General features: G+C 43.3%; 27 protein-coding genes. All 27 read left to right on the forward strand.

Features of this window, described 5'->3' with window-relative positions; genetic code table 11:
• Window positions 1-5 precede the first annotated feature (5 nt).
• The 27 genes from glpX (at window position 6) to AC1Q59_RS14760 (ending at window position 24,623) form a co-directional block, all read left to right on the forward strand.
• Window positions 6-968, forward strand: coding sequence for a class II fructose-bisphosphatase (gene glpX / locus AC1Q59_RS14630; protein WP_492366585.1), 963 nt, complete (start codon window positions 6-8; stop codon window positions 966-968).
• Window positions 969-1,336: 368 nt separating this feature from the next.
• Window positions 1,337-2,602, forward strand: a complete 1,266-nt coding sequence (rho, locus tag AC1Q59_RS14635; protein WP_492366660.1) for a transcription termination factor Rho — start codon at window positions 1,337-1,339, stop codon at window positions 2,600-2,602.
• Window positions 2,603-2,770: 168 nt separating this feature from the next.
• Window positions 2,771-2,977 (forward strand): 50S ribosomal protein L31, encoded by a 207-nt coding sequence (rpmE, locus tag AC1Q59_RS14640; RefSeq protein WP_492366586.1) that lies wholly within the window; start codon window positions 2,771-2,773, stop codon window positions 2,975-2,977.
• Window positions 2,978-3,090: 113 nt separating this feature from the next.
• Complete coding sequence (locus AC1Q59_RS14645; RefSeq protein WP_492366587.1) at window positions 3,091-3,711, forward strand: thymidine kinase; 621 nt, start codon at window positions 3,091-3,093, stop codon at window positions 3,709-3,711.
• Between the two features lie 187 nt (window positions 3,712-3,898).
• A complete protein-coding gene (locus AC1Q59_RS14650; protein WP_492366588.1) occupies window positions 3,899-4,342 on the forward strand; it encodes a hypothetical protein in 444 nt (147 codons plus the stop codon).
• A 108-nt stretch (window positions 4,343-4,450) separates the two neighbouring features.
• Window positions 4,451-5,431: a DMT family transporter gene (locus AC1Q59_RS14655; RefSeq protein WP_492366589.1), complete on the forward strand. Its 981-nt coding sequence runs from the start codon at window positions 4,451-4,453 to the stop codon at window positions 5,429-5,431.
• A 168-nt stretch (window positions 5,432-5,599) separates the two neighbouring features.
• Entirely contained in the window at window positions 5,600-6,673 is a 1,074-nt protein-coding gene (prfA, locus tag AC1Q59_RS14660) for a peptide chain release factor 1 (protein WP_492366590.1), read from the forward strand.
• Complete coding sequence (gene prmC / locus AC1Q59_RS14665) at window positions 6,666-7,535, forward strand: peptide chain release factor N(5)-glutamine methyltransferase (protein WP_492366591.1); 870 nt, start codon at window positions 6,666-6,668, stop codon at window positions 7,533-7,535. The genes prfA and prmC overlap by 8 nt, the downstream gene beginning before the upstream one ends.
• Before the next feature lie 161 nt (window positions 7,536-7,696).
• Window positions 7,697-8,353, forward strand: coding sequence for a stage II sporulation protein R (gene spoIIR / locus AC1Q59_RS14670; protein WP_492366592.1), 657 nt, complete (start codon window positions 7,697-7,699; stop codon window positions 8,351-8,353).
• Window positions 8,354-8,470: 117 nt separating this feature from the next.
• A complete protein-coding gene (locus tag AC1Q59_RS14675; RefSeq protein ID WP_492366593.1) occupies window positions 8,471-8,920 on the forward strand; it encodes a GNAT family N-acetyltransferase in 450 nt (149 codons plus the stop codon).
• A 179-nt stretch (window positions 8,921-9,099) separates the two neighbouring features.
• Window positions 9,100-10,146 carry an L-threonylcarbamoyladenylate synthase gene (locus tag AC1Q59_RS14680; RefSeq protein ID WP_492366594.1) on the forward strand — a complete coding sequence of 349 codons (1,047 nt, stop codon included), beginning with the start codon at window positions 9,100-9,102 and terminating at the stop codon, window positions 10,144-10,146.
• A gap of 272 nt (window positions 10,147-10,418) precedes the next feature.
• Window positions 10,419-10,970: a manganese efflux pump MntP gene (locus AC1Q59_RS14685; RefSeq protein ID WP_492366661.1), complete on the forward strand. Its 552-nt coding sequence runs from the start codon at window positions 10,419-10,421 to the stop codon at window positions 10,968-10,970.
• Window positions 10,971-11,179: 209 nt separating this feature from the next.
• Entirely contained in the window at window positions 11,180-11,638 is a 459-nt protein-coding gene (locus AC1Q59_RS14690) for a low molecular weight protein arginine phosphatase (protein ID WP_492366595.1), read from the forward strand.
• Entirely contained in the window at window positions 11,638-12,933 is a 1,296-nt protein-coding gene (locus AC1Q59_RS14695) for a methyl-accepting chemotaxis protein (RefSeq protein WP_492366596.1), read from the forward strand. Before AC1Q59_RS14690 ends, AC1Q59_RS14695 begins: the two co-directional genes overlap by 1 nt.
• Window positions 12,934-13,187: 254 nt before the next feature.
• On the forward strand, window positions 13,188-13,628 hold the full coding sequence (gene rpiB / locus AC1Q59_RS14700) for a ribose 5-phosphate isomerase B (RefSeq protein WP_492366597.1): 441 nt from the start codon (window positions 13,188-13,190) through the stop codon (window positions 13,626-13,628).
• 23 nt (window positions 13,629-13,651) lie between these two features.
• Window positions 13,652-14,227, forward strand: coding sequence for a TIGR01440 family protein (locus AC1Q59_RS14705; protein WP_492366598.1), 576 nt, complete (start codon window positions 13,652-13,654; stop codon window positions 14,225-14,227).
• A 171-nt stretch (window positions 14,228-14,398) separates the two neighbouring features.
• Entirely contained in the window at window positions 14,399-15,640 is a 1,242-nt protein-coding gene (gene glyA, locus AC1Q59_RS14710; protein WP_492366599.1) for a serine hydroxymethyltransferase, read from the forward strand.
• A gap of 325 nt (window positions 15,641-15,965) precedes the next feature.
• Complete coding sequence (gene upp, locus AC1Q59_RS14715; protein WP_492366600.1) at window positions 15,966-16,595, forward strand: uracil phosphoribosyltransferase; 630 nt, start codon at window positions 15,966-15,968, stop codon at window positions 16,593-16,595.
• Window positions 16,596-16,781: 186 nt separating this feature from the next.
• Window positions 16,782-19,037, forward strand: coding sequence for a S8 family serine peptidase (locus AC1Q59_RS14720; RefSeq protein ID WP_492366601.1), 2,256 nt, complete (start codon window positions 16,782-16,784; stop codon window positions 19,035-19,037).
• Between the two features lie 291 nt (window positions 19,038-19,328).
• On the forward strand, window positions 19,329-19,550 hold the full coding sequence (locus tag AC1Q59_RS14725; RefSeq protein WP_492366602.1) for an AtpZ/AtpI family protein: 222 nt from the start codon (window positions 19,329-19,331) through the stop codon (window positions 19,548-19,550).
• Between the two features lie 5 nt (window positions 19,551-19,555).
• Window positions 19,556-19,930: an ATP synthase subunit I gene (locus AC1Q59_RS14730; RefSeq protein ID WP_492366603.1), complete on the forward strand. Its 375-nt coding sequence runs from the start codon at window positions 19,556-19,558 to the stop codon at window positions 19,928-19,930.
• Window positions 19,931-19,953: 23 nt separating this feature from the next.
• Window positions 19,954-20,664 (forward strand): F0F1 ATP synthase subunit A, encoded by a 711-nt coding sequence (atpB, locus tag AC1Q59_RS14735; RefSeq protein WP_492366604.1) that lies wholly within the window; start codon window positions 19,954-19,956, stop codon window positions 20,662-20,664.
• Window positions 20,665-20,738: 74 nt separating this feature from the next.
• Window positions 20,739-20,951 carry a F0F1 ATP synthase subunit C gene (atpE, locus tag AC1Q59_RS14740; RefSeq protein WP_492366605.1) on the forward strand — a complete coding sequence of 71 codons (213 nt, stop codon included), beginning with the start codon at window positions 20,739-20,741 and terminating at the stop codon, window positions 20,949-20,951.
• A 138-nt stretch (window positions 20,952-21,089) separates the two neighbouring features.
• A complete protein-coding gene (atpF, locus tag AC1Q59_RS14745; protein ID WP_492366606.1) occupies window positions 21,090-21,596 on the forward strand; it encodes a F0F1 ATP synthase subunit B in 507 nt (168 codons plus the stop codon).
• The gene (locus AC1Q59_RS14750; RefSeq protein ID WP_492366607.1) at window positions 21,593-22,129 is read left to right on the forward strand and encodes a F0F1 ATP synthase subunit delta; all 537 of its coding nucleotides are present in this window, start codon (window positions 21,593-21,595) and stop codon (window positions 22,127-22,129) included. Before atpF ends, AC1Q59_RS14750 begins: the two co-directional genes overlap by 4 nt.
• A gap of 24 nt (window positions 22,130-22,153) precedes the next feature.
• Window positions 22,154-23,662, forward strand: coding sequence for a F0F1 ATP synthase subunit alpha (gene atpA, locus AC1Q59_RS14755; RefSeq protein WP_492366608.1), 1,509 nt, complete (start codon window positions 22,154-22,156; stop codon window positions 23,660-23,662).
• A 103-nt stretch (window positions 23,663-23,765) separates the two neighbouring features.
• Window positions 23,766-24,623 carry a F0F1 ATP synthase subunit gamma gene (locus tag AC1Q59_RS14760; RefSeq protein WP_492366609.1) on the forward strand — a complete coding sequence of 286 codons (858 nt, stop codon included), beginning with the start codon at window positions 23,766-23,768 and terminating at the stop codon, window positions 24,621-24,623.
• Window positions 24,624-24,632: the final 9 nt, after the last annotated feature.

The raw sequence follows: 24,632 nt of genomic DNA on the forward strand, positions 1-24,632 counted from the left end.
TTAGGATGGAACGCAGTCTAACAATGGAGCTTGTCCGTGTAACAGAAGCTGCAGCCTTAGCCTCAGCCCGCTGGATGGGCCGCGGCAAGAAGAATGAAGCGGATGATGCAGCAACAACAGCAATGAGAAACGTTTTTGATACCGTACCGATGAAAGGCACGGTCGTGATTGGCGAAGGAGAAATGGATGAAGCGCCAATGCTTTATATTGGAGAAAAGCTGGGAACAGGCTATGGACCGCGCGTGGATGTAGCTGTGGATCCGCTTGAAGGAACAAATATCGTTGCATCAGGCGGCTGGAATGCCTTAGCCGTACTTGCTATTGCCGATCATGGCAATCTGCTTCATGCACCTGACATGTATATGGAGAAAATCGCTGTTGGGCCAGAAGCAGTAGGCCAAATAGATATTAATGCATCAGTGCTAGATAATATTAAGGCAGTGGCACGGGCGAAAAATAAAGACGTCGAAGATATTGTAGCAACCGTACTTGACCGTCCGCGACACGCACACATAATTGCCCAGCTTCGCGAAGCGGGAGCGAGAATTAAATTGATTAATGACGGAGATGTCGCTGGAGCAATCAATACAGCCTTTGACCATACAGGTGTTGATATATTATTTGGATCAGGAGGAGCACCAGAAGGGGTCATCTCTGCAGTGGCTCTTAAGTGCTTAGGCGGAGAAATTCAAGGCAAGCTTGTTCCTCAAAACGATACAGAAGTGGAACGCTGCATAAAAATGGGTATTGATGTTAATAAAGTATTGTTAATGGAAGACCTGGTAAAAGGTGATGACGCCATTTTTGCAGCAACAGGGGTAACTGATGGTGAATTATTGCGCGGCGTTCAATTCAAAGGCTCACACGGATCTACCCACTCAGTAGTTATGAGGGCAAAATCAGGAACAGTCCGCTTTATTGATGGCCGTCACAGCTTAAAGAAAAAGCCAAATCTAGTAATTGGATAATATTTTCTTCTTTATTGAATAGGCTGAAATATGTTTCATAGAGGATAAATAGAAAACAATAGGTCTGGCTTAAACAGTCAGACCATCCTCTTTATATTTTCCTATCGCCCTTTCTCTGTAAAAATTAGAGTTGATTTAAACACCTATATAGGAGTAAAATAAAGAATGTTTTAATAGATTATAAATGGAAGACCACTGGAAATTACCATTCAGTTACAGTAAGAAAGCTTCTAATGGATCATCCTCGAGCCGATATAAATAGAAATTCAATTACCTCTAACATTCATTCCCTTTTCTATATTAATTATCTATTGGTGTTATTTTCTTATTAGGGGAGAAGAGTGAAAATTCAAAAGTGTGGTGTCAATATGGGATTAAATATTTCGAGTCTTGAAAATATGAAATTAAAAGAGCTCTATGAGCTTGCACGTGAATATAAAGTTTCTTATTACAGCAAATTAACAAAAAAGGAACTAATCTTTGCTATTTTAAAAGCAAGGGCTGAAAAAGAAGGCTATTTCTTTATGGAAGGCGTCCTTGAAATAATTCAGTCTGAAGGCTTTGGTTTTTTACGTCCAATCAATTATTCGCCAAGTTCAGAGGATATCTATATATCCGCATCGCAAATTCGCCGTTTTGACTTAAGGAATGGAGATAAGGTATCCGGCAAGGTTCGTCCTCCAAAAGAAAACGAGCGCTATTTTGGACTTTTGCAGGTTGAAGCAGTCAATGGCGACGACCCTGAAACGGCTAAGGAACGTGTCCACTTCCCAGGTTTAACCCCATTATATCCAGATGCACAGATGAAGCTTGAGACAACACCAAAGCATATATCCACCCGAATTATGGATATTATTGCACCTGTTGGCTTTGGCCAGCGCGGACTCATTGTTGCCCCGCCAAAAGCAGGTAAAACTATGCTATTAAAGGAAATTGCAAATAGTGTAACAACCAATCATCCGGAAGTAGAATTAATTGTTTTGCTGATTGATGAGCGTCCGGAAGAAGTAACGGACATTGAACGATCTGTCAATGGCGATGTTGTCAGCTCGACTTTTGATGAAGTCCCAGAAAACCATATAAAGGTGGCAGAACTTGTATTAGAGAGAGCGATGCGTTTAGTTGAGCATAAGCGGGATGTTGTTATTTTAATGGATAGCATCACACGTTTAGCGCGAGCTTACAATCTAGTGATTCCGCCAAGCGGAAGGACTCTATCTGGAGGGATTGATCCAGCTGCTTTTCATCGTCCAAAGAGGTTCTTTGGTGCAGCGCGTAATATCGAAGAGGGCGGAAGCTTAACGATTTTGGCAACAGCCCTTGTAGAGACCGGTTCACGTATGGATGACGTCATTTACGAGGAATTCAAAGGAACTGGTAATATGGAGCTCCACCTTGACCGTGCGCTGGCTGAACGCAGGATTTTCCCGGCCATCGATATTCGCCGTTCAGGCACAAGGAAAGAAGAGCTTCTTATTCAGAAAGATCATCTTGATACCTTATGGGCCATCAGAAAGTCGATGACGGATTCACCTGATTTTGCTGAGAAGTTTTTGCGCAAGCTTCGACAGACAAAATCAAATGAAGAGTTTTTCGCCAATCTTTTAGAAGAAATGAAGGCAAAGCGCTCATAAGCTAGCTGGCAAAAATTCCTTCTGTTTAAAAGGGAAATCAAATATTGCAAAATGGGATATGCCTTGTTATAATAGTTCCATGCGCTTTTGGAAATAGGGCAATTCAATGATTTGCCTTTAATATAACTCTGTCTCAGAATGATTCAGGGCGAAAAGGAGATGAAAAGAATGAAAGCAGGAATTCATCCTAATTATAAAAAAGCAATGGTGAAATGTGCATGCGGAAACGAGTTTGAAACAGGCTCTATCAAAGAAGAAATCCGCGTTGAAACTTGTTCAGAATGCCATCCATTTTATACTGGCCGTCAAAAATTCGCTGAAGCTGGCGGACGCGTTGACCGCTTCAATAAAAAATACGGTCTTAAGCAACAATAATAAAAACCAAAACAGGCAAGCGCTTTTTCTTGCCTGTTTTTATTTTGAAAAGAAAATTGTCATTTAGCGCTAGAAGCATTGCGCTTTTCTAATAAAGGGGGAAGAAACCTTCTATGTATGTTATGAATCACCATGGATGGGTTGAGGTGATATGCGGAAGTATGTTTTCCGGTAAATCCGAAGAACTGATCCGCCGTGTGCGCAGGGCACAATTTGCTAAACAGCAAATTGTTGTCTTTAAACCGCAAATCGATAACCGCTACAGCGACGAAGCTGTTGTTTCCCATAATGGTACGGCCTTTACAGCCATACCCATCTCCAAATCAAGTGAAATTTTTAATCATATTCATCCTGATGTCGATGTCGTTGCGATTGATGAGGTTCAGTTTTTCGACACAGAAATTGTCAAGGTAATCCAGCATCTTGCCAACAGTGGCTATCGGGTCATTGCAGCAGGGCTTGATCAGGATTTTCGCGGCGAACCTTTTGGGCCAATGCCAGAAATCATGGCGATTGCGGAATTGGTATCAAAGCTTCAGGCCGTTTGTGCAGTATGCGGATCTCCAGCTAGCCGAACTCAAAGGCTAATTAACGGAGAACCGGCATCATACGATGATCCCATCATTTTAGTGGGTGCCTCTGAAGCGTATGAGCCACGCTGCCGCCATCATCATGAAGTGCCAAAATCTCCTGTCCTGCTGGAGAATCAAGAGACACCGGCATACGAATCCTAAGTAATTACTAAAAAACTGTCTGATGCATCAGATGGTTTTTTTATTTGGCATTATTCAATGTTGACTGCGGTGAGGGGTATATCGCGTTCTTTAAGGCAGCAGAGCAGTAACACTAGTAAAGTTGCCTTATTTTGGCCAGTAACGTCCTTTGAAATAGCGGACATGCTATGAGAAGGAGGTGGATTTGATGAAAAAACTTGGAGCCCTTTTTATCTTACTTTTTGTTTTTGCTGCCGGCTGTGCGAATAATAATCAGGGCGGGGAAAATTTGACCGGTGATAATGATATCAGAGACAATACTTCCTATATGTCCAACACCTTGAATCGTCAAATGGACAATACGAGAGGCTGGCAGATGAGCGATCAAAACCCGAATCTCCCTAATACAGACGGCGGCCGGGTCGACCAGCACGCAGTAATTGAAAAAGCGACAAAGGTAGTGAACGATACAGGCAACTACCGTGCAGATTCCGTCTGGATCAATGGCGATGACCTTTGGGTTACGGCTTATAAAAAGGGAAGGCTGACTGACCGCGACCGTAACGAGGCAGCGGCAGAGCTCCGCAAAAAGCTAATACAAGCATTTCCGCGCTACCATGTCAGAGTGAAAATTCAAGAAGATCGTACGTAACGAGACTGTCCCTGTGACAGTCTTTTTTTCTTTAAAAAATAAACAAAAGAAGAACTAAATTTGTTATGATTAATTTTACATAATATTCCTTCAATTGGAGAGAGACATGTGAAACCGATTATCATTGGTATCTTGGCATCATTCTTTTTTGCCTTTACGTTTGTTTTAAACCGCTCGATGGAGCTGTCGGGCGGCAGCTGGATTTGGAGCGCTTCCTTAAGGTACATATTTATGATTCCATTTCTTTTTCTGCTTGTTTTAGGCAGACGGAATCTTAAGCCGCTTTTTACCGAAATGAAAAAGAACCCTGGGAGCTGGCTTCTTTGGAGCACGATTGGCTTTGGCTTTTTTTATGCTCCCCTTAGCTTTGCTGCCGCATATGGCCCAGGCTGGCTCATTGCCGGAACATGGCAGATAACAATAATATCCGGTTCGCTGCTGGCGCCGATCTTTTTCGTGGTCAAACAAACAGCTGATGGTCCGCTGAAGGTTAGAGGAGAAATCCCATTATTGGGCCTCATGATGTCTGGAATTATTCTGGCTGGGATTGCTCTAATGCAATTGGATCAGGCCACCAATCTGCCCGCAAAGGCTATTATTTTTGGCGTCCTTCCCATCATTGTCGCTTCCTTTGCCTATCCGTTAGGGAACAGGAAAATGATGGACCTTTGCGGTGACCGCCTTGATGCCTTTCAAAGGGTGCTTGGAATGACGATTGCAAGCCTGCCGCTATGGCTTCTGCTCTCGCTGTATGGTGTGGCAACGGTTGGGCTGCCAAGTGCTGGGCAAACCCTACAATCTTTATTAGTGGCACTTTTTTCTGGCGTTATTGCCACCGTCTTGTTCTTTATGGCCACTGATTTGGTTAAAGGAGATATGAAGCGGCTGGCTGCTGTTGAAGCCACGCAGTCATTTGAAGTTCTTTTTGCGGTATTGGGTGAATTGGTTCTTTTATCAGCGCCAATCCCTTCGGCCATGTCATGGATAGGCATTCTGCTGGTTGTTGCCGGCATGGTGCTGCACAGCTATGTGTCTAATAAGGAACAGCCGATCCAGGCAGTTTCCTCGATAAAATATAAATCAAGCTGAGCTTATCAGGTGGTTCGTCACGAAAGTTTTTGACTGGATCTTGTTCGCTATACTATAATTATTATGTTTAAGACTGATAAAGATTTTTTGCATAATATAACGTATTTAATAGATCCTTCGCGGAAATAATAGTCCGAAGGTATCGTGGAAAAATTGAGGTGAACTGTTTTGTTTGATCGTCTTCAATCTGTTGAGGAACGCTACGAAAGATTAAATGAGCTTTTAAGTGATCCGGATATCGTTAATGATCCGAAAAAGCTTCGCGAATATTCAAAAGAACAATCTGATATACAAGACACCGTTGAAACGTATCGCGAATATAAAGATATTCACGAGCAGTATCAGGATGCAAAGGCCATGCTTGAAGAAAAGCTGGATCCGGAAATGCGCGAAATGGTTAAGGAAGAGCTTGATGAGCTTGGAGGAAAAGTAGAGGAGCTTCAGGCCCGTCTAAAAATTCTCCTTGTTCCTAAAGACCCGAATGATGATAAAAACGTTATTATGGAAATCCGCGGTGCAGCGGGCGGTGATGAGGCGGCTCTTTTTGCCGGTGATTTATACCGTATGTACAGCCGCTTTGCTGAGTCGCAGGGCTGGAAGGTAGAAGTCATTGAAGCCCATACAACAGGAGTCGGCGGCTACAAGGAAATTATCTGCATAGTGAATGGTAATGGCGCTTATTCTAAATTGAAATTTGAAAACGGCGCCCATCGTGTTCAGCGTGTGCCTGAGACGGAATCTGGCGGCCGTATTCATACGTCTACGGCAACGGTAGCTGTGCTTCCAGAGGCGGAAGAAGTAGAGGTCGATATACATGAAAAAGATATCCGTGTGGACACCTTTGCTTCAAGCGGACCTGGAGGACAAAGTGTAAATACAACGATGTCGGCTGTCCGTTTAACACATATACCGACTGGGACCGTCGTTTCATGTCAGGATGAAAAATCGCAAATTAAGAATAAAGAAAAGGCGATGAAGGTACTGCGTGCCCGTGTCTATGATAAATTCCAGCAGGAGGCTCAAGCGGAATATGATCTGGCGCGTAAATCAGCAGTAGGTACAGGAGACCGTTCCGAACGGATTCGCACATATAACTTCCCGCAAAACCGTGTAACGGATCACCGCATCGGCTTAACGATTCAAAAGCTTGATCAGATTCTTCAAGGAAAGTTAGATGAAGTAATCGACGCTTTGATTCTTGAAGAACAATCTGCCAAGCTTGAAAGTGCATCTAATGAGTAAGCAAACGATGAAAGCATTTGAAGCCCTCAACTGGGCTTCTTCTTTTTTAAAAGAGAAAAATCGTGATGCAAATGCGGGAGAGCTCTTATTAAGGCATTTTGTAAAGATGGATCGCTCTAAGCTGCTGGCTAACCTAAGGGAAGAGGTAGATCCTGCAGCCCTGGAGGCTTTCCAAGCGGCTGTTCATCTCCATGCAAAAGGCAGGCCGGTTCAATATCTGATAGGGCACGAGTATTTTTATGGCCGCAGCTTCAAGGTAAATGAGGATGTTTTGATTCCTCGTCCGGAAACGGAGGAACTCGTTTATGGCCTATTGCAGCGGATGGATCAGCTGTTTGGCCGTAACGATCTTGATGCTGTGGATATTGGGACGGGGAGCGGAGCGATTGCGATTACTTTGAAGCTTGAAAAACCGGGCTTAAAGATGACGGCGACAGATATTTATGAACCGACATTGAGACTGGCAGAGGAGAACGCCAGAGAACTTGGTGCAGAAATTTCCTTTATACAGGGGGACCTCCTGCAGCCGTTTATTGATAAAGGCAAAAAGCTTGATATGGTGATTTCAAATCCGCCGTATATACCAGAAGGGGATAAAGAATGGATGTCGGAAGTGGTCACAGGCTATGAACCGCACCGTGCTCTTTTTGCTGGAATAGATGGGCTGGATATGTATAAAAAAATGGCACGGCAGCTGCCGAAGGTGCTGAGACCTCAAGGATTAGTCGGATTTGAGGTGGGGACTGGACAGAGTGAAGCTGTAGCCAGTCTGCTTAAACAGGCTTTCCCTCAGGGGAAAGTTGATATTGTTCATGATATTAATGGCAAGGACCGTATGGTATTTGCTGAGGTTGGGTTTTAAGATTGGGTTAAAATTTTAGCATAAGTTTAAATCAGCTTAGGGGGAAGTCCATAAGCTGATTTTTTTTGCCTAGAAAAATGAAATTGCTAGATTTTTGCTTTTGCTAGTTTAAGATTTTTCTTCTTTGTCCACAATGGATTGTGAAGGGGCGGTGGCAGAGAATGAAAACAAATACAGCAGTGAAACTATATTTAATTATCTTATGCTTAGGTACAATGTTAAGTTTATATATACCAAAAACAGAAGCGGTGGCTGATGAGCCAATGGTTATCCCGAATGAAGCGATTCGGCTGCGGATTCTAGCAAATAGTGATAGGGAAAAAGATCAGATTATTAAGCGTATGGTCAGAGATGCAGTCAATGAAAAAATTACGGACTGGGTAGCTGAGCTAACATCGCTTGACGAAGCAAGACAGCTAATGCAGTCAAGACTTCCTGAGATTCAAAAAATCGCAGAAGAAGTCGTAAGGGGAGAAGGGTCCACACAGTCAGTGAATGTAGAGTTTGGCAAGGTCAAATTTCCAACAAAGCTTTACGGACAATTTTTATACCCTGCAGGTGAATATGAAGCGATTCTGATTACTCTAGGAGAAGGGAAAGGAGCTAATTGGTGGTGTGTATTGTTCCCGCCATTATGCTTTCTTGACTTTTCAAGTGGAACAGCAGTAAGCGATGGATTTGATGATAATGATAAAAAAGTAGAGGAAAAACAATCTAAAGAAGATAAAGAACATCCTCCGGTATATGCTGAAGAAGATGAAGAGCCGGTTAAAGTGAAATTTTTCTTAGTGGAACTTTGGCAGAAGATATTTGGTTAAGGGGTCTTGCCTGGGAAGGGTAAGGTCTCTTTTTTTAATTCTATCATTTAAAATGGTTCTACTTATCCTTTTTCCTCATATTAATAGAGTAACAATGAAAAAAGAGGTGGAACCCTAATGAAGGCGTTAATAAGATGTGCAGGCGGAGAGGATCTGGCAAGTTTGGAAGAGTTTTTGGGAAAAGCCAATTTGAACACGGACGGAATTGGGGAAATGCTGGATTATTTTATTATCTTGGAAAATGGCAACGGAAAAATAATAGCCACACTCGGCATTGAGCCGCTAGGAAAAATAGGGCTGCTTCGCTCGCTTGCTATGGATCCACAAGCAAATGCTAGTGAGCAGGATTTATTTATTCTTTTTGAACAGGCCTTTCTTTTAGCCAAAGATAAAGGGATTAAAACACTCTATCTTGCATCCAATAAAAAGAACTCTATGCAATTTTTTCGCCTATTAGGGTTTCGAGAGGAAGAGAAGGGAAATCTTCCTGAAGAACTGCATAAGTCCGATCATGTTACACACATTTTAACTGTGGACAACTCCTTCTTTTTAAAATTATCAATGTAAAATGTGGGTAACATGCCAAAGTTATTCACAAAAACATAATAACTATCCACAATTTGTGGATAATACTTGAGTTATCCTCCATCTTCTTTTATACTTTCAAAAGTAATTAACATATAAAATCACGGGAAATATAGGAGATTCTTTTAGTTTGTTAACGTGATAAATGAAGGTGGATTTGCATGGAAACAAAAAGCTGGTCCGTGGATAAATCTGTGGATGGACTAGAGGGTTATCCACAAATTACACAGGCTGCGGATCTTTTGAAAAATAATGAACTGGTTGCATTCCCGACTGAAACCGTTTATGGACTGGGCGGAAATGCAGAAAATGATGAGGCTTCAGAAAAAATCTTTGCTGCCAAGGGCAGGCCGAATGATAATCCACTGATTATCCACATTGCTGAAGAACAGCAGCTAGAGGACTTTGTAGAACAGGTGCCGGAAAAGGCAAAGATATTAATGAGTGCATTTTGGCCGGGACCGCTTACGCTTATTTTTAACAGAAAAGAAGGGAAACTTTCAAATAATGCAACAGCAGGGTTATCCACAGTGGCAGTCAGAATGCCTGGACATCCTGTTGCACTGGCACTGATTAAAGCAGCAGGGCTTCCGATTGCAGCACCAAGCGCCAATCGTTCGGGAAAACCAAGTCCTACAACCGCCGAGCACGTCATGAACGACCTAAATGGCCGGATCGCCGGTATTGTGGATGGCGGGCCGACGGGTGTGGGTGTGGAATCAACGGTGTTGGACTGCACGGGAGAGGTTCCGATCATATTACGGCCGGGCGGTGTAACGAAAGAGCAGCTTGAAGAAGTGGTGGGACAAGTCAAGGTTGATGTTGGCCTTACCGACCAAAGCCAAGCACCGATTTCGCCTGGAATGAAATACCGCCATTATGCACCAGATGCACCGCTGCATTTGGTCGACGGTCCCAGAGCATTCATTCAGCAGCTTGTCGATGATAAACGAAAAGAGGGCTTAAAGGTTGGAGTGCTGACAACCGAGGAAAACGTAAACTTCTATCAGGCAGATTATATCATCGCCTGCGGCAGGCGCAGTGAACTGCCGACAGTTGCAGCCTCTTTATATGATACATTAAGGAAATTTAACAACACTCAAGCAGACATCATCTACAGCGAAATGTTCCCGGCAGAAGGCGTAGGCCATGCCATCATGAACCGGCTCATGAAAGCAGCCGGACACCGGGTGATAAAAGGTGAATGATAATTGACATGTAGAGAATAATGGAGCGGGAATTTAGCACATTAAAGCGTCGGGGGCCAGTCCCCCGGCGCTTTAACGCTTTACAATGCCGGGGGCCTGACCCCCAGCGAGTTACCGCATCACAGCAATGGGGGCCTGACCCCCAGCAGTTTACCGCGGTGAAATAGTGAAGGAGCTTCCCCGCAGGGTTGAGGAATGTACGCCTGTTTTTTTTCTTCTAAATCCTTTTGGACGTGCATATGCTGAATTAGCAAGTCCAAGGGGGAGAAATGATGGCAGACATAATAGGGGAAGTAATTACACTTACGATAATGGCATTTGCCTTAGCCATGGATGCCTTTTCGGTTGGATTAGGCATGGGCATGTTTAGGCTCCGCCTTAGGCAAATTTTTAAAATCGGCATTACGATCGGATTATTTCACGTTTGGATGCCTTTACTAGGAATTTTTGTGGGAAGATTTATTTCCGAACAATTTGGTGCCATCGCCAGTTATATAGGCGGCGGACTGCTATTAATACTTGGGGTTCAAATGGTTTTTTCGGGTTTAAAAAAGGATAAAGAGACATTGATCGCTCCTTTTGGCTGGGGATTAGTCTTTTTTGGCTTCAGCGTCAGCCTAGATAGCTTTTCCGTCAGCTTGACCCTCGGAATCTATGGAGCAAAAACAGTATTAGTGCTCATGTGCTTCGGCATAACCGCTACCGTCCTTACGTGGATAGGACTTCTCGTTGGCCGAAAAGTCCAAAGTTGGCTTGGTTCTTACAGTGAAGCCTTCGGGGGCAGCATCCTCCTCGCTTTCGGAATTAAGCTGCTTCTTGGATAAATAAATGAAGGAATTTAGCACTTTAAAGCACTGGGGGCCTGACCCCCAATGGGTTAACGCTTTAAAGCGCCGGGGGTCAGGCCCCCAGTGCGTTGATGCGATAAAGGGATCTGGGGCAGGTCCTTTTTTTATTTCATTAAATTTTCTTAATTCACTGCTATGGAATATGGGGATTTTGGATTATAATGGGTGGAAAGGAGGGCGCAGCTATGACTCGCATTTTATTTGTTTGTACAGGCAATACGTGCCGGAGCCCAATGGCTGAAGCCATATTGAGAGAAATGGGGATACAGGGGCTAGAAGTAAGGTCGGCAGGAGTATTTGCCCAGGATGGAAGTGCCGCATCGCGAAATACAATTGATGTTTTAAAAGAGCAAGGGATTGAGTCGGACCACAGGTCATCAATGTTAACGGACGAATTAATTAACTGGACAAACTATATTTTCACCATGACCAACGGACATAAGGAGTCCGTGATCCGCATGTTTCCGCATGCAGCTGATAAAACATTTACTTTAAAGGAATTTGCCGGCAAAGAGGCGGATGGGGACATTTCTGATCCATTTGGCGGGCCGATTGAAGTTTATCGGGAAACGTATACAGAAATTCACAGTCTCATTACAGAAATCATACATAAGCTGAAAGGCGAAGATTCAGGGGGAGCGTAATGGAAGAGAGACAGCGGTACAAATTTGGCTTAAAAAAGAAGCTTGTTATTTTTACAACCATTTTAGCTTTAATTACATACTCCACGAGCATGCTTGTTATTTACTTCTTATATCCAATCATTAAAGACTCTGTTCCGGTCAGCGAAGGGATGTTTAATATTTTTACCCTCAGCTTAGGAATCATCTGGTCAGGCATCCTTGCCTATTTTGCTGCGGGCTTCATCACCAAACCGCTGCATAAGCTGGAAAAAGTCGCTTTAAAGGCAGCAAACGGCGATATCCGCGAAGATGCGGAACTGCCAAAAACAGATGATGAGATCAGGTCTCTTGGCCTTGCTTTCAATCATATGCTTTCAAGTTTGAGAGAAATGGTGCTGCAAATCGATACAAACTTCAAAGAAACAAATGAGCGCGTTCTCGAGATTTCCAGAGAATCCACAATCGCTGCTGAACAGGCGGATTCTATCGCAAGAACGATTAATGAAATTTCTGTAGGCGCCGATAATTCCGCCTACTCCATCCAAGCTACAGCAGAATCTGTCGAGGATGTGATCAGCATCGCCAGGGAAGTTCAGGAAAAGGCAAAAGCATCCGAATCGGTATCAAAGGAAATGGTTCAAGACCTTTTCGATTCGAAAAAAATTATTCATTCGCTTGTGTCAGGCATTGAACACCTAGCAGACGAAAATCAGCAATCCTTACAAACAGTCAGACGATTGGAAGAAAATGCAGCAAAGGTTGAGCAGATTATTCAATTAGTTGGCGATATGGCTGCCCAGACAAATCTTCTTGCCTTAAATGCTTCTATTGAAGCTGCCCGTGCCGGCGACCATGGAAAGGGATTTGCTGTGGTAGCAGAGGAAGTAAGAAAGCTTGCTGACGAAAGTGCCAAAGCGGTTCAAGGAATATCCGAGCTGATTGCCAATATTCAAGATGAGGTTCAAAATGTAGTGCAGCAAATTACAGATCAGGTTGAAACGGCAAATAAAGAGGCGAAAAAGGGTACAGAAACTAATGTTGTCATTGAAGAAATGACAAAAACAGTCAATGAAATGGCTGAATCGGTTTCAACGATTACTCATTTAGTAGACCGCCAGATGGACAGCATCCAGCAGACGTCCATGCAATCACAGGAGGTTGCCGCCATTGCTGAAGAAACCTCCGCTGGCGCTCAAGAAGTTGCAACCGCTACTGACCAGCAGACAGCCGTGATGACTAACGTGGAGAATCTAGCGAAACAATTAAAAGAACAAGCAGAAAACCTGAAAAATACGATAACTCGATTCCATATATAGTAGAGCAGGGCCCTGTGCGATAAATGCAGGGCCTTATTTTTTTAAAAAGACTGTGTTAAAGCTTAAGTTTTAACCGCTTAGTTGATTGGGGCGGAAATCAACGGCCAAATTTAATATAGCTTTTGCAAAAAGAGGTCCGCTTAACGATTGAGCGGATAACTTGCGCGAGCAGGTGAACTCCCTTTATAAAATTAACGCTTTGTGTCAAAATAAAAGCAGGACTTAAAGTTTGCTTTTTACAGGAGGATTATCAAATGAAAGTAGCAATTGCTTCAGATCATGGCGGTGTAAATATTCGGGAAGAGATCAAAAGTTTAATGACTGAAATGGGCATTGAATTTGAGGATTTTGGCTGTGAATGCAATACCTCTGTTGATTACCCGGATTACGCACTGCCGGTTGCAGAAAAGGTAGCAAACGGGGAATTTGATAGAGGCATTTTAATTTGCGGGACAGGCATTGGCATGTCAATTTCAGCCAACAAGGTGAAAGGGATCCGCTGTGCTCTTGTTCATGATGTATTCAGTGCAAAAGCTACACGGGAGCATAATGACAGCAATATGCTGGCCATGGGTGAGCGTGTCATTGGACCAGGACTGGCAAGAGAAATTGCCAAGGTATGGCTGACAACAGAATTTGAAGGCGGACGTCATGAAAAACGCGTAGGCAAGATTACAGCTTACGAGAACAAATAGTTTTTCCAAAGGGGTGAGCTTTTTTGACAGAATCGATTGAAACCTGGGGAAGTCAGTTTGACCAATTGATCAGTGAGTTTTCTGAACAGGTGCCATTAACAGAAAAAAGCATCCTTGTGATAGGGTGCAGCACAAGTGAAGTGATTGGTAAGAAAATTGGAACTGCTGGTTCGGAGGAAGTCGCGGAAATGCTTTTTGCCCGTCTGAAAAAATTTAGCGAATCAACGGGGGCATCACTGGCTTTCCAATGCTGTGAACATTTAAATCGCGCCCTTGTGATTGAGCGAAAAACGGCCGAAGAGAATCGGCTGGATGAGGTAAGTGTAATCCCTGTGAGAAATGCAGGCGGTTCGATGGCTACCTATGCTTTTAACCATTTTACCGACCCGGTTGTTGTAGAACATATTAAAGCTGATGCCGGAATCGATATTGGTGATACTTTTATCGGCATGCATTTAAAGCATGTAGCTGTGCCGATCAGAACATCGCAGAAAAATATTGGTGAGGCACATGTAACCATGGCAAAAGTGCGTCCAAAGCTAATTGGCGGTGTAAGAGCAGTATATGAACGCAAGCAAGAAAACGAAGCGTGCCGATAGAAAAAAGGCGCGCTTTTTAAAGGTTTGCGCCTAGAGCTTGGTCACCCTTTCCGCACTCTGCTAAAATCTACTTCTTTTAAACATTAAAACATGATAATATGAAAGAGAATTTTCAAAATAGAGTCGTATTTTCTTCTATTAATAATAGTTTTATAAAGGGGAGGATTACATATGAAACATTTAGCACAGCAAGATGAGCAAGTTTTCAAATCGATTCAAGATGAGTTAGAGCGCCAAAGAACCAAAATTGAATTAATTGCATCAGAAAACTTTGTCAGTGAAGCAGTGATGGAAGCTCAAGGATCTGTTTTAACAAACAAATACGCTGAAGGTTATCCAGGAAAACGCTACTACGGCGGCTGTGAGCATGTCGATGTTGTAGAAAACCTAGCCCGTGACCGTGCCAAGCAAATTTTTGGAGCCGAACATGCGAACGTGCAGCCGCACTCTGGTGCACAGGCAAATATGGCTGTGTATTTCACCATCCTGCAGCAGGGCGATACGGTTCTTGGTATGAACCTTTCCCATGGCGGACACTTAACACACGGAAGCCCGGTTAACTTCAGTGGAATCCAGTACAACTTTGTTGAGTACGGTGTTGACGAAAAGTCACATCAAATCGACTATAATGTCGTATTAGAAAAAGCCCGCGAGCATAAACCAAAGTTAATTGTGGCTGGTGCCAGTGCATATCCTCGTGAAATTGATTTCAAACGTTTCTGGGAAATCGCTGATGAGGTTGGCGCTTACTTGATGGTTGACATGGCCCATATTGCTGGTTTAGTGGCTGCTGGTCTTCATCCAAACCCAGTACCATATGCAGATTTTGTTACGACCACTACGCATAAGACGCTAAGAGGTCCACGCGGAGGTATGATCCTTTGCAAAGAAAAGTATGCCAAGCAAATTGACAAGTCTATTTTCCCAGGAATCCAAGGCGGTCCGCTTATGCATGTCATCGCTGCTAAAGCAGTAGCATTTGGAGAAGCGCTTCAGGACGATTTCAAGCAGTATGCGCAAAACATTGTTGCCAATGCAAAGCAGCTTGCTGAAAGTCTGCAGCAAGAAGGAATTAACTTAGTTTCCGGCGGAACAGACAACCACTTGCTTCTTTTAGATGTCCGTTCACTTGGCTTAACAGGTAAAGTGGCAGAAAAGGTACTTGATGAAGTCGGCATTACTGTTAATAAAAATACGATTCCATTTGAAACTGAAAGTCCGTTTGTAACAAGCGGTATCCGTGTTGGTACAGCTGCCGTTACATCCCGCGGATTCGGTCTAAAGGAAATGGAAGAGATTGCTTCAATTATCGCATTTACATTGAAGAACTATGAAGATGAAGCGAAGCTTGAAGAAGCCAGACAGCGTGTTATCGCTTTAACAAGCCAATTTACTCTTTATCCAGAAAAGTAATCGTTGCGTTATGAATAGACCCGGCTCTCCGAACAATGAGAGCCGGGTTTTTTTCGGGGGTTCAAACCGCGAAATACCTGCGATTAATTTGCAGCTTCATCTTTAAAAATCCAATCCAAGGGAATAATATCGACTGCAAAGAGTATGGCAATTCTTTAACATTTTTAAAAGCAGGAGCTGGAACTAGCAAATCGCGCATTTTCGTGGTTGCTCCGAAAACGCTTTTTCTGTAAAATTGACGGGGTGCAGTTAGAAAGAAATGTCGAAGTATGAAGATTTTTGCGTTTAAGCAACTTCTTCCTCATTCAAGAAAGGAGAGATTTACATGGCAAAGGTGTATGTGTTTGACCATCCACTGATTCAGCATAAGCTTACATATATCCGCAGTAAAGATACAGGAACAAAGGAGTTCCGTGAACTGGTTGACGAAGTGGCAACGCTAATGGCATTCGAAATTACAAGAGATATGACCTTAGAGGATGTTGAAATTGAAACACCGCTAAGCTCGATGACAGCAAAAGTTTTATCAGGGAAAAAGATCGGTGTAATCCCTATTCTTCGTGCGGGCATTGGCATGGTAGACGGAATTATTAAGCTGATCCCTGCTGCAAAAGTCGGCCATATCGGTTTATATCGTGATCCGGAAACATTAAAGCCTGTTGAGTATTACATAAAGCTTCCTAGTGATGTAGAGGAAAGAGACTTTATCGTTGTGGATCCTATGCTTGCTACTGGAGGTTCTGCTGTCGAAGCTATTAATGCTTTGAAAAAGCGCGGAGCCAAGCATATTAAATTCATGTGCCTAGTGGCAGCTCCGGAAGGGGTCAGCGCTTTACAAGAAGCTCACCCTGATGTTGACATCTACATTGCGGCATTAGACGAAAAGCTCAATGACCACGGCTATATTGTTCCAGGCCTTGGTGACGCAGGAGACCGTCTATTCGGAACAAAATAAAACAGAAAAACTGGCCCGCGCGGCCAGTTTTTTGCTTGTTTAGCGCTTTAAAGGAGCGGGGGCCTGACCCCCGGTGGTTTAACGCGTTAACATGGTGGGGGCCTGACCCCCACTGCTTTAAAGCAGTAAAAGGCTGTATATTTCCCGCTTGTGAGGAAAACCCTATTTGAAAAAAGGGTGATTTTCATGAAGAAGCTGCTGGCCATTATTTCGATTTTCCTCTTTTTCTTTTTTCATTCCACGAGTTACGCTCATACGCTGAATCACCCTCCTATTCCTAAGGAATCTCCTGATGCTGAAAAAGTACAGATTATTGTTTTAGATCAGGAAAAAAGTGAACAGGAGATTAGAAGGCTGGTTGGATCGGTGCCTGATGTGGAGCTAAGGCATATTTACAAGTATGCGTTAAACGGTTTTTCGGTAAAAGGAAAACAGGCAGATATCAATCAGCTTTCTGCCATTGTGGGCTCTTCACATGTCTCTCCTGTCCATACTTATACGGTTCATGCAGAAGAAAGCAATAAAGTGATTGGTGCTGAAGAGGTAAGAGGAATTTTTGATGGTCAAAATAGAAGGCTGACTGGCAAAGGGGTAAGAATCGGTGTGATTGACACTGGGATCGATTATACCCACCCGGATCTAAAAAATAACTATGCGGGCGGCTATGATTTAGTAGACAATGATCAGGATCCCATGGAGACACTTGCTGCCCAAGGAGCGCCGACCCTGCACGGCACCCATGTTGCAGGGATTATTGCAGCAAACGGGAAAATAAAAGGCGTGGCGCCGGAAGCAACAATCCTGGCTTATCGGGCTCTTGGCCCAGGGGGAAGCGGAACCACAGAGCAGGTCATTGCCGCTATCGATCAGGCAATCAAAGACAATGTAGATATTGTGAATTTATCGCTCGGCAATAATGTCAATGGTCCAGACCTGCCGATTAGCCTGGCACTTAATAAGGCTGTCGAAAAAGGGGTTATAGCAGTAACCTCATCAGGCAATTCGGGACCAAACAGCTGGACGGTCGGCTCACCGGGGACTGCTTCAAAAGCCATATCTGTCGGTGCCTCAACCCCGACTATGGAAATTCCTTATATTGATGCAGGAGGACTCAGGCTTCGGCTAGAACCATTGCATGGTTCTAAAGACTGGGACTTTAATCGCTCCTACGAGATGGTGTATGCAGGCCTTGGCAAGCCAGAGGAATTAACGGATGCAGACGGAAAAATTGTTCTTCTGGAAAGAGGGGAACTAAGCTTTACAGAGAAGGCGGTCAATGCCAGCAAAGCCGGTGCAGTGGCGGCTATTATTTTCAATAATACAAAAGGAACGTTCTTTGGTAACTTAGAGGCGGATGTTTCTATCCCCGTTTCCGCTATTTCAAAGGAAAAAGGCGAAGAGATAAAAAAGAAAATAACAAAAGGAAAGCTGCTTGTCCGAACGGAAATTCATGAGGAAAAAGACATCCTTGCTGATTTCAGTTCACGCGGACCGGTCACTTCTACTTGGGAAATAAAACCTGATGTATTAGCGCCAGGTGTGGCTATTAATAGCACCGTGCCAGGAGGATATTTGCCCCTTCAGGGAACGAGCATGGCAGCCCCGCATGTAGCAGGTGCTTGTGCCCTTATTAAACAGGCGCATCCCGACTGGGGACCGGAAAAAGTGAAGGCTGCTTTGATGAATACAGCGGTATCGCTTGATAATCGCAGAGGGGAACCGTATCGGGCATTTGAGCAGGGGGCAGGAAGGATACAAATTGAAAAAGCCCTAAAAACCAATGTACTGGCAATGCCAGCATCCCTGCAATTTGGCAAATTTCAAATTGCTGATCGGATGCATGAACACAGCGGTTTTGTCACGGTTGAAAACACCGGCGAGGTGCCGCAGCAATTTTCCTTTACTATTCCACGCGCGGAAAACGGGCTGTCCTGGAAGTTTCCTTTATCATTCTATTTAAAGCCAGGGGAAAAGAAGCGGGTTGAAATCAAACTGTCCGTTGAACCAAAGCTTTTGGAAAAAAAGATCTATGACGGCGCCATTATTTTACATGCAGGACCCCAGCAGGTAAGGATTCCATATTTATATGTCCTTGAAGAACCCGATTATCCAAGGGTTATGGGATTTGGCTTGGGGAAAGGGGACTCCCAGGAAACCTACCGCTATGAGGTATATCTGCCGGGGGGAGCAGAGGAATTTGGCATAGCCGTATTTGATAGTGACAGCCTTCGCTTTATCCAATTTCTCGATTGGAAAAGAAACGTCAGCAAAGGGCAGGTAATGAAAGAGATCAAAAGCAGCCAGCTGCCAAAGCCTGGTGTATATATTATGAAAGTGTTTGCGAAAAAGGCCGGACAGGAGGATTCTATTGAAACCTATCTGATAGTCCAGCCCAACGGAGAAGTCCTTGAGGAATCAAGTCCTGAAAGACTAAGGAAGTAATAGAAAAAGGCGAGGAAACTGCACCTCGCTTTTTTTTTATTATAGAAAAATGAAATTGTGACTAAAATGTGAACATACCAAATTCTAGCGGATTTGTTAGTGAGCTTTTTCACTATAAACGCATTGACATTGACAAATCACTATTGTATGCTTACAAAGGGTATAAACCTATAGGGTTTTCTTAAATATTTTGCAGTGATTTTCTTGTAAGCAAGTGATGAATTTCGCTGGCATAACCTCGAAAAACCCGCTAAAAACATTCTCTTAGCAGCAAAGAGAGGATGCGTTTCAATGCGTCAGAAAAACCGCAGCCCCTTTCAAGCGATGGGCTTGATGTCCGCTATTCTATCACAATTAGTCGGATCTGTCTTAATCGGCATTTTCATTGGAAGATGGCTTGATAGGGCGGCAGGTACCGAACCGCTATTTTTAATCATAGGTTTATTAATGGGGCTATCGGCTGGGGTTTATGCGATGCTTCGCCTAATCCAGCACTTTTTCACAGGAGAATAAACAAAATGTCTGAATTAAGCGGAATATATAAACGACAGCGAAAATATATGTTTCTTCTGTTGTCTGTTTATGTGCTTGGCTGGGGGTTTACTGATTACCAATCTGTCTTCCTTGGGCTTCTATTGGGTACTGCTTTAAGTTTATTTAATCTGTGGCTTTTAGTTAGAAGAACAGAGCGATTTGGAGAAGCGATTGTCAATGGGACAAAGGTGCGGTCGCTTGGAATGATTACTAGGATGGCTTCTGCTGTTCTGGCAGTGATGGTTGCCTTGGAATATCCCGAGAAAATCCATCTGATAAGTGTGGTTGTTGGATTAATGACATCCTATATTGTCATTATGATAGATTATTTTTTTCAATCTTTTCATTTACATAAATAGTGGGGAAGAGAGGTGAAACACTAATGCATCACGAAGCTCCTTTATATGACTTTATGGGGTTAACATTTAACTTAGCTAACGTACTGATGATTACAGTTGCAAGTCTCATTGTCTTCATCATCGCAGTACTTTCCACCCGTCGTTTAGCCATGAAGCCAACAGGAATGCAGAACTTTTTCGAGTGGATCATGGATTTTGTTAAAAATATTATCAATAGTACGATGGACTGGAAAACAGGCGGAAGATTCCACATTCTAGGTATTACATTAATTATGTATATTGCCATTTCTAACTTTCTAGGACTTCCGTTCTCAGTAGTAATAAATGATCAACTATGGTGGAAATCACCTACAGCTGACCCTGTCGTAACATTAACATTAGCGACAATGGTTGTTGGACTTTCACATTATTATGGAATTAAAATGCACGGGTTTGGCCATTATGGTAAAACCTTTGTACAGCCAATGTGGTTCTTATTCCCATTGAAAATCATTGAAGAGTTTGCCAATACCTTAACACTTGGCTTGCGTCTTTACGGGAACATCTACGCAGGGGAAATCCTGCTTGGACTACTAGCTGGAAGCTTGGCTACTGGCGTAGGCGGTCACCTTGCGGCCATTATTCCAACTCTTGCATGGCAAGGATTCTCAGTCTTTATTGGTGCCATCCAGGCATTCATTTTTACCATGTTAACAATGGTTTACTTGTCTCACAAAGTGAGCGCAGACCATTAATATATACTGTTCATTTTATGAACAAACCATTATAAATAATATATTTTTATACAATTTTAAGGAGGAACTTAATAATGGGTCTTTTAGCAGCAGCAATTGCAATCGGTTTAGCAGCACTAGGTGCTGGTATCGGTAACGGTCTTATCGTGTCTAGAACAGTTGAAGGTATTGCCCGTCAGCCAGAAGCTCGCGGTATGCTTCAAACTACAATGTTCATCGGGGTTGCGTTAGTTGAGGCGATTCCTATCATCGGCGTAGTTATCGCGTTCATGGTTATCGGTGGCTAATTCATACGATAGAAATTTTTAAATGGCGAAGATCATTCAATTGAGAACCTTCGCCATTCCTTTATGTATTACTAAATTCCTGAAAAGAAAACGTTAATATAAACCTTTTTGAAGACTCTTGAAGGGAGTGAATCGTCGGTGTCAAGTTTAGTACTTGGATCAGCTTTTAACGGCGGGGATATTTTATTCCAGCTTGCGATGTTTATCATTTTGCTTGCGCTTCTTAAGAAATTTGCCTGGGGTCCATTGATGGGCATTATGCGTGAGCGTGAAGAGCATATCGCTAGTGAAATTGAATCAGCAGAACAAAGCCGTGCCGAAGCGAAGAAGATTTTAGAAGAACAAAGAGAACTTTTAAAAGAAGCTCGCGGTGAGGCGCAAGGCTTAATTGAAAATGCGAAAAAGCAAGGCGAAATCCAGCGTGAGGAAATCGTTGTGGCAGCCCGCGAAGAGGCAGATCGCTTGAAAGAATCCGCTAAGATTGAAATTGAACAGCAGAAAGAAAAGGCTGTTGCTGCTATTCGTGAACAAGTTGCTTCATTATCTGTATTAATTGCTTCTAAAGTAATTGAAAAGGAATTAACTGAAGCCGATCAAGAAAAGCTTATTAATGAATATATTCAAGAGGCAGGAGAAGAGCGATGACAGGCTCAACTGTAGCAAAGCGCTATGCGTTAGCTCTTTTCCAGCTCGCAAATGAACATCAGCTTCTTGACCAAATGGAAGAAGAGCTTCGTGTAGTAAAAGAAGTTGTGAACACGAACCCAGAGTTAGGTGCCGTTTTGAAATCTCCAAAGCTTACCATTGAAAAGAAGAAGGAGATTCTAAAAGGTGCATTCGCATCTGCAAGCACATACGTGCAAAATACACTAATGATTTTAATTGAACGCCATCGTGAAAACGAAATTATTGAGGTGGCTGATCAGTTCATCCAGCTCGCAAATGATGAAAGAGGCATTGCTGAAGCGAAGGTTTATTCTATTCGCCCGCTAACAGATGCGGAAAAGAAAGGCTTGTCTGAAACGTTTGCAGCAAGAGTTGGAAAAAAATCACTTAGAATTGAAAATATTGTTGATTCCAATTTGCTTGGCGGCCTAAAGCTTCGCATTGGAAATCGTATATTAGATGGCAGCTTGCGCGGCAAGCTAGCCCGTTTAGAACGTCAATTATTAGGCTAAGATTCGTAGATAGGGGTGAAACTCATGAGCATCAAAGCTGAAGAGATCAGTGCGCTGATAAAGAAGCAAATAGAAAACTATCAGTCGGAAATTCAAGTGAGTGATGTAGGTACTGTTATCCAAGTCGGTGACGGTATCGCCCGTGCTCATGGCCTCGATAATGCCATGGCTGGAGAACTTGTTGAGTTTTCAAACGGCGTTATGGGTATGGCTCAAAACCTTGAAGAAAATAACGTCGGTATCATTATCCTTGGACCTTATACAGACATCCGTGAAGGTGACGAGGTTCGCCGTACGGGCCGCATCATGGAGGTTCCAGTTGGTGAAGAGTTAATCGGACGTGTTGTTAACTCTCTAGGACAACCTGTTGATGGTATGGGTCCACTTAATACAACAAAAACACGCCCAATTGAAAGCCCAGCTTTCGGTGTTATGGATCGTAAATCCGTACACGAGCCGCTTCAAACGGGTATTAAAGCGATTGATGCACTTGTGCCAATCGGACGCGGACAGCGTGAGTTAATCATCGGTGACCGTCAAACTGGTAAAACATCTGTTGCAGTCGATACAATCTTGAACCAAAAGGATCAGGATATGATCTGTATCTATGTGGCAATCGGACAAAAAGAATCTACAGTCCGCGGATTAGTAGAAACTTTACGTAAAAATGGTGCGATGGATTACACAATTGTTGTTACTGCATCTGCATCACAGCCAGCTCCATTGCTATTCTTAGCACCATATGCTGGGGTTTCAATGGGTGAAGAATTTATGCTTCAAGGCAAGCACGTACTTGTTGTCTATGATGACTTAACAAAGCAAGCATCTGCTTACCGTGAACTTTCCTTGTTATTACGCCGTCCTCCAGGCCGTGAAGCCTATCCAGGGGATGTATTCTACTTGCACAGCCGTCTGTTAGAGCGTGCAGCTAAATTAAGTGATGCAAAAGGTGCTGGTTCTATCACAGCATTGCCATTTATTGAAACACAAGCAGGTGACGTATCTGCTTATATTCCTACAAACGTAATCTCAATCACTGATGGACAAATCTTCCTTCAGTCTGACCTATTCTTCTCCGGTGTTCGTCCGGCGATTAATGCGGGTCTTTCTGTATCACGTGTTGGTGGTTCCGCGCAAATTAAAGCGATGAAGAAGGTTGCTGGTACACTACGTCTAGACCTTGCATCTTACCGTGAATTGGAAGCATTTGCTCAGTTTGGTTCAGACCTTGATAAAGCAACACAAGCAAAACTAAACCGTGGTGCTCGTACAGTAGAGGTTCTTAAGCAGGATCTTAACAAACCTCTTAAAGTCGAAAAACAGGTTGCAATCCTTTATGCACTTACTCGCGGTTTCTTAGATGATATTCCTGTTCAGGATATCCGCCGTTTCGAAGAAGAGTTCCATACTTGGATGGATCTTAACCACAAAGAATTGTTAGACCATATCGCAACAACAAAAGAACTTCCTGCTGATGACGATATGGCTGCTGCGATTAACGAGTTCAAGAAAACCTTCGCAGTATCCGAATAATTCTATACCAAAGTCTCGGACTAACATATAAAGGTGGAAAGCGCCCTGCATATAAGCTGGGCCTTTCCCTTTGACAATCTTTGAAAAAGGGTGGTGAGAACCTGTGGCATCATTACGCGATATTAAAAACCGTATAAATTCGACAAAGAAAACGAGTCATATTACCAAAGCCATGCAGATGGTATCTGCTTCAAAAATGAGCCGTGCCGAATTGAATGCAAAATCTTTTGTTCCTTACATGGAGAAAATCCAGGAGGTAACAGCTTCCATCGCAATCGGAAGCAAGGATGCATCACATCCAATGTTAACGCACCGCCCAGTTAAAAAGACTGGCTATATCGTGATTACCTCCGACCGTGGTCTTGCTGGGGCATTTAACAGTAACGTCATTCGCCAGGTATTCCAAACGATTCAAAAGCGTCATAAATCAAAGGATGAATATGCAATCATTGCTATCGGCCGTATGGGACGCGATTTCTTCAAGAAACAAGGTGCGAACGTGATCCTTGATATTGTTGGTGTGCCAGATCAGCCTGAGTTTGCCGAAATAAAAGATATTACAAGCAAAACAGTTGGCATGTTTGCCGATGAAACATTCGATGAACTGCACTTAGTCTATAACCACTTTATCAATACCATTTCACAGGAAGTAACAGAGAAGAAGCTTCTTCCGCTTACCGATATTGCGACCTCTGCTAAGCTAACTTCCTATGAGTTTGAACCATCTGCTGAAGAAATTTTAGAAGTATTGCTGCCTCAATATGCAGAAAGCTTAATTTATGGTGCGCTTCTTGACAGTAAGGCTAGTGAACATGCCTCAAGAATGACAGCCATGAAGAGTGCCACGGATAATGCAAACGAGCTTATCAACTCACTAAGCCTAAGCTACAACCGTGCACGTCAAGCAGCAATCACACAAGAAATTACTGAAATTGTTGGCGGAGCAGCCGCCTTAGAATAAAGCTTAGGA

Source organism: Cytobacillus sp. MT66 (assembly GCF_058792595.1).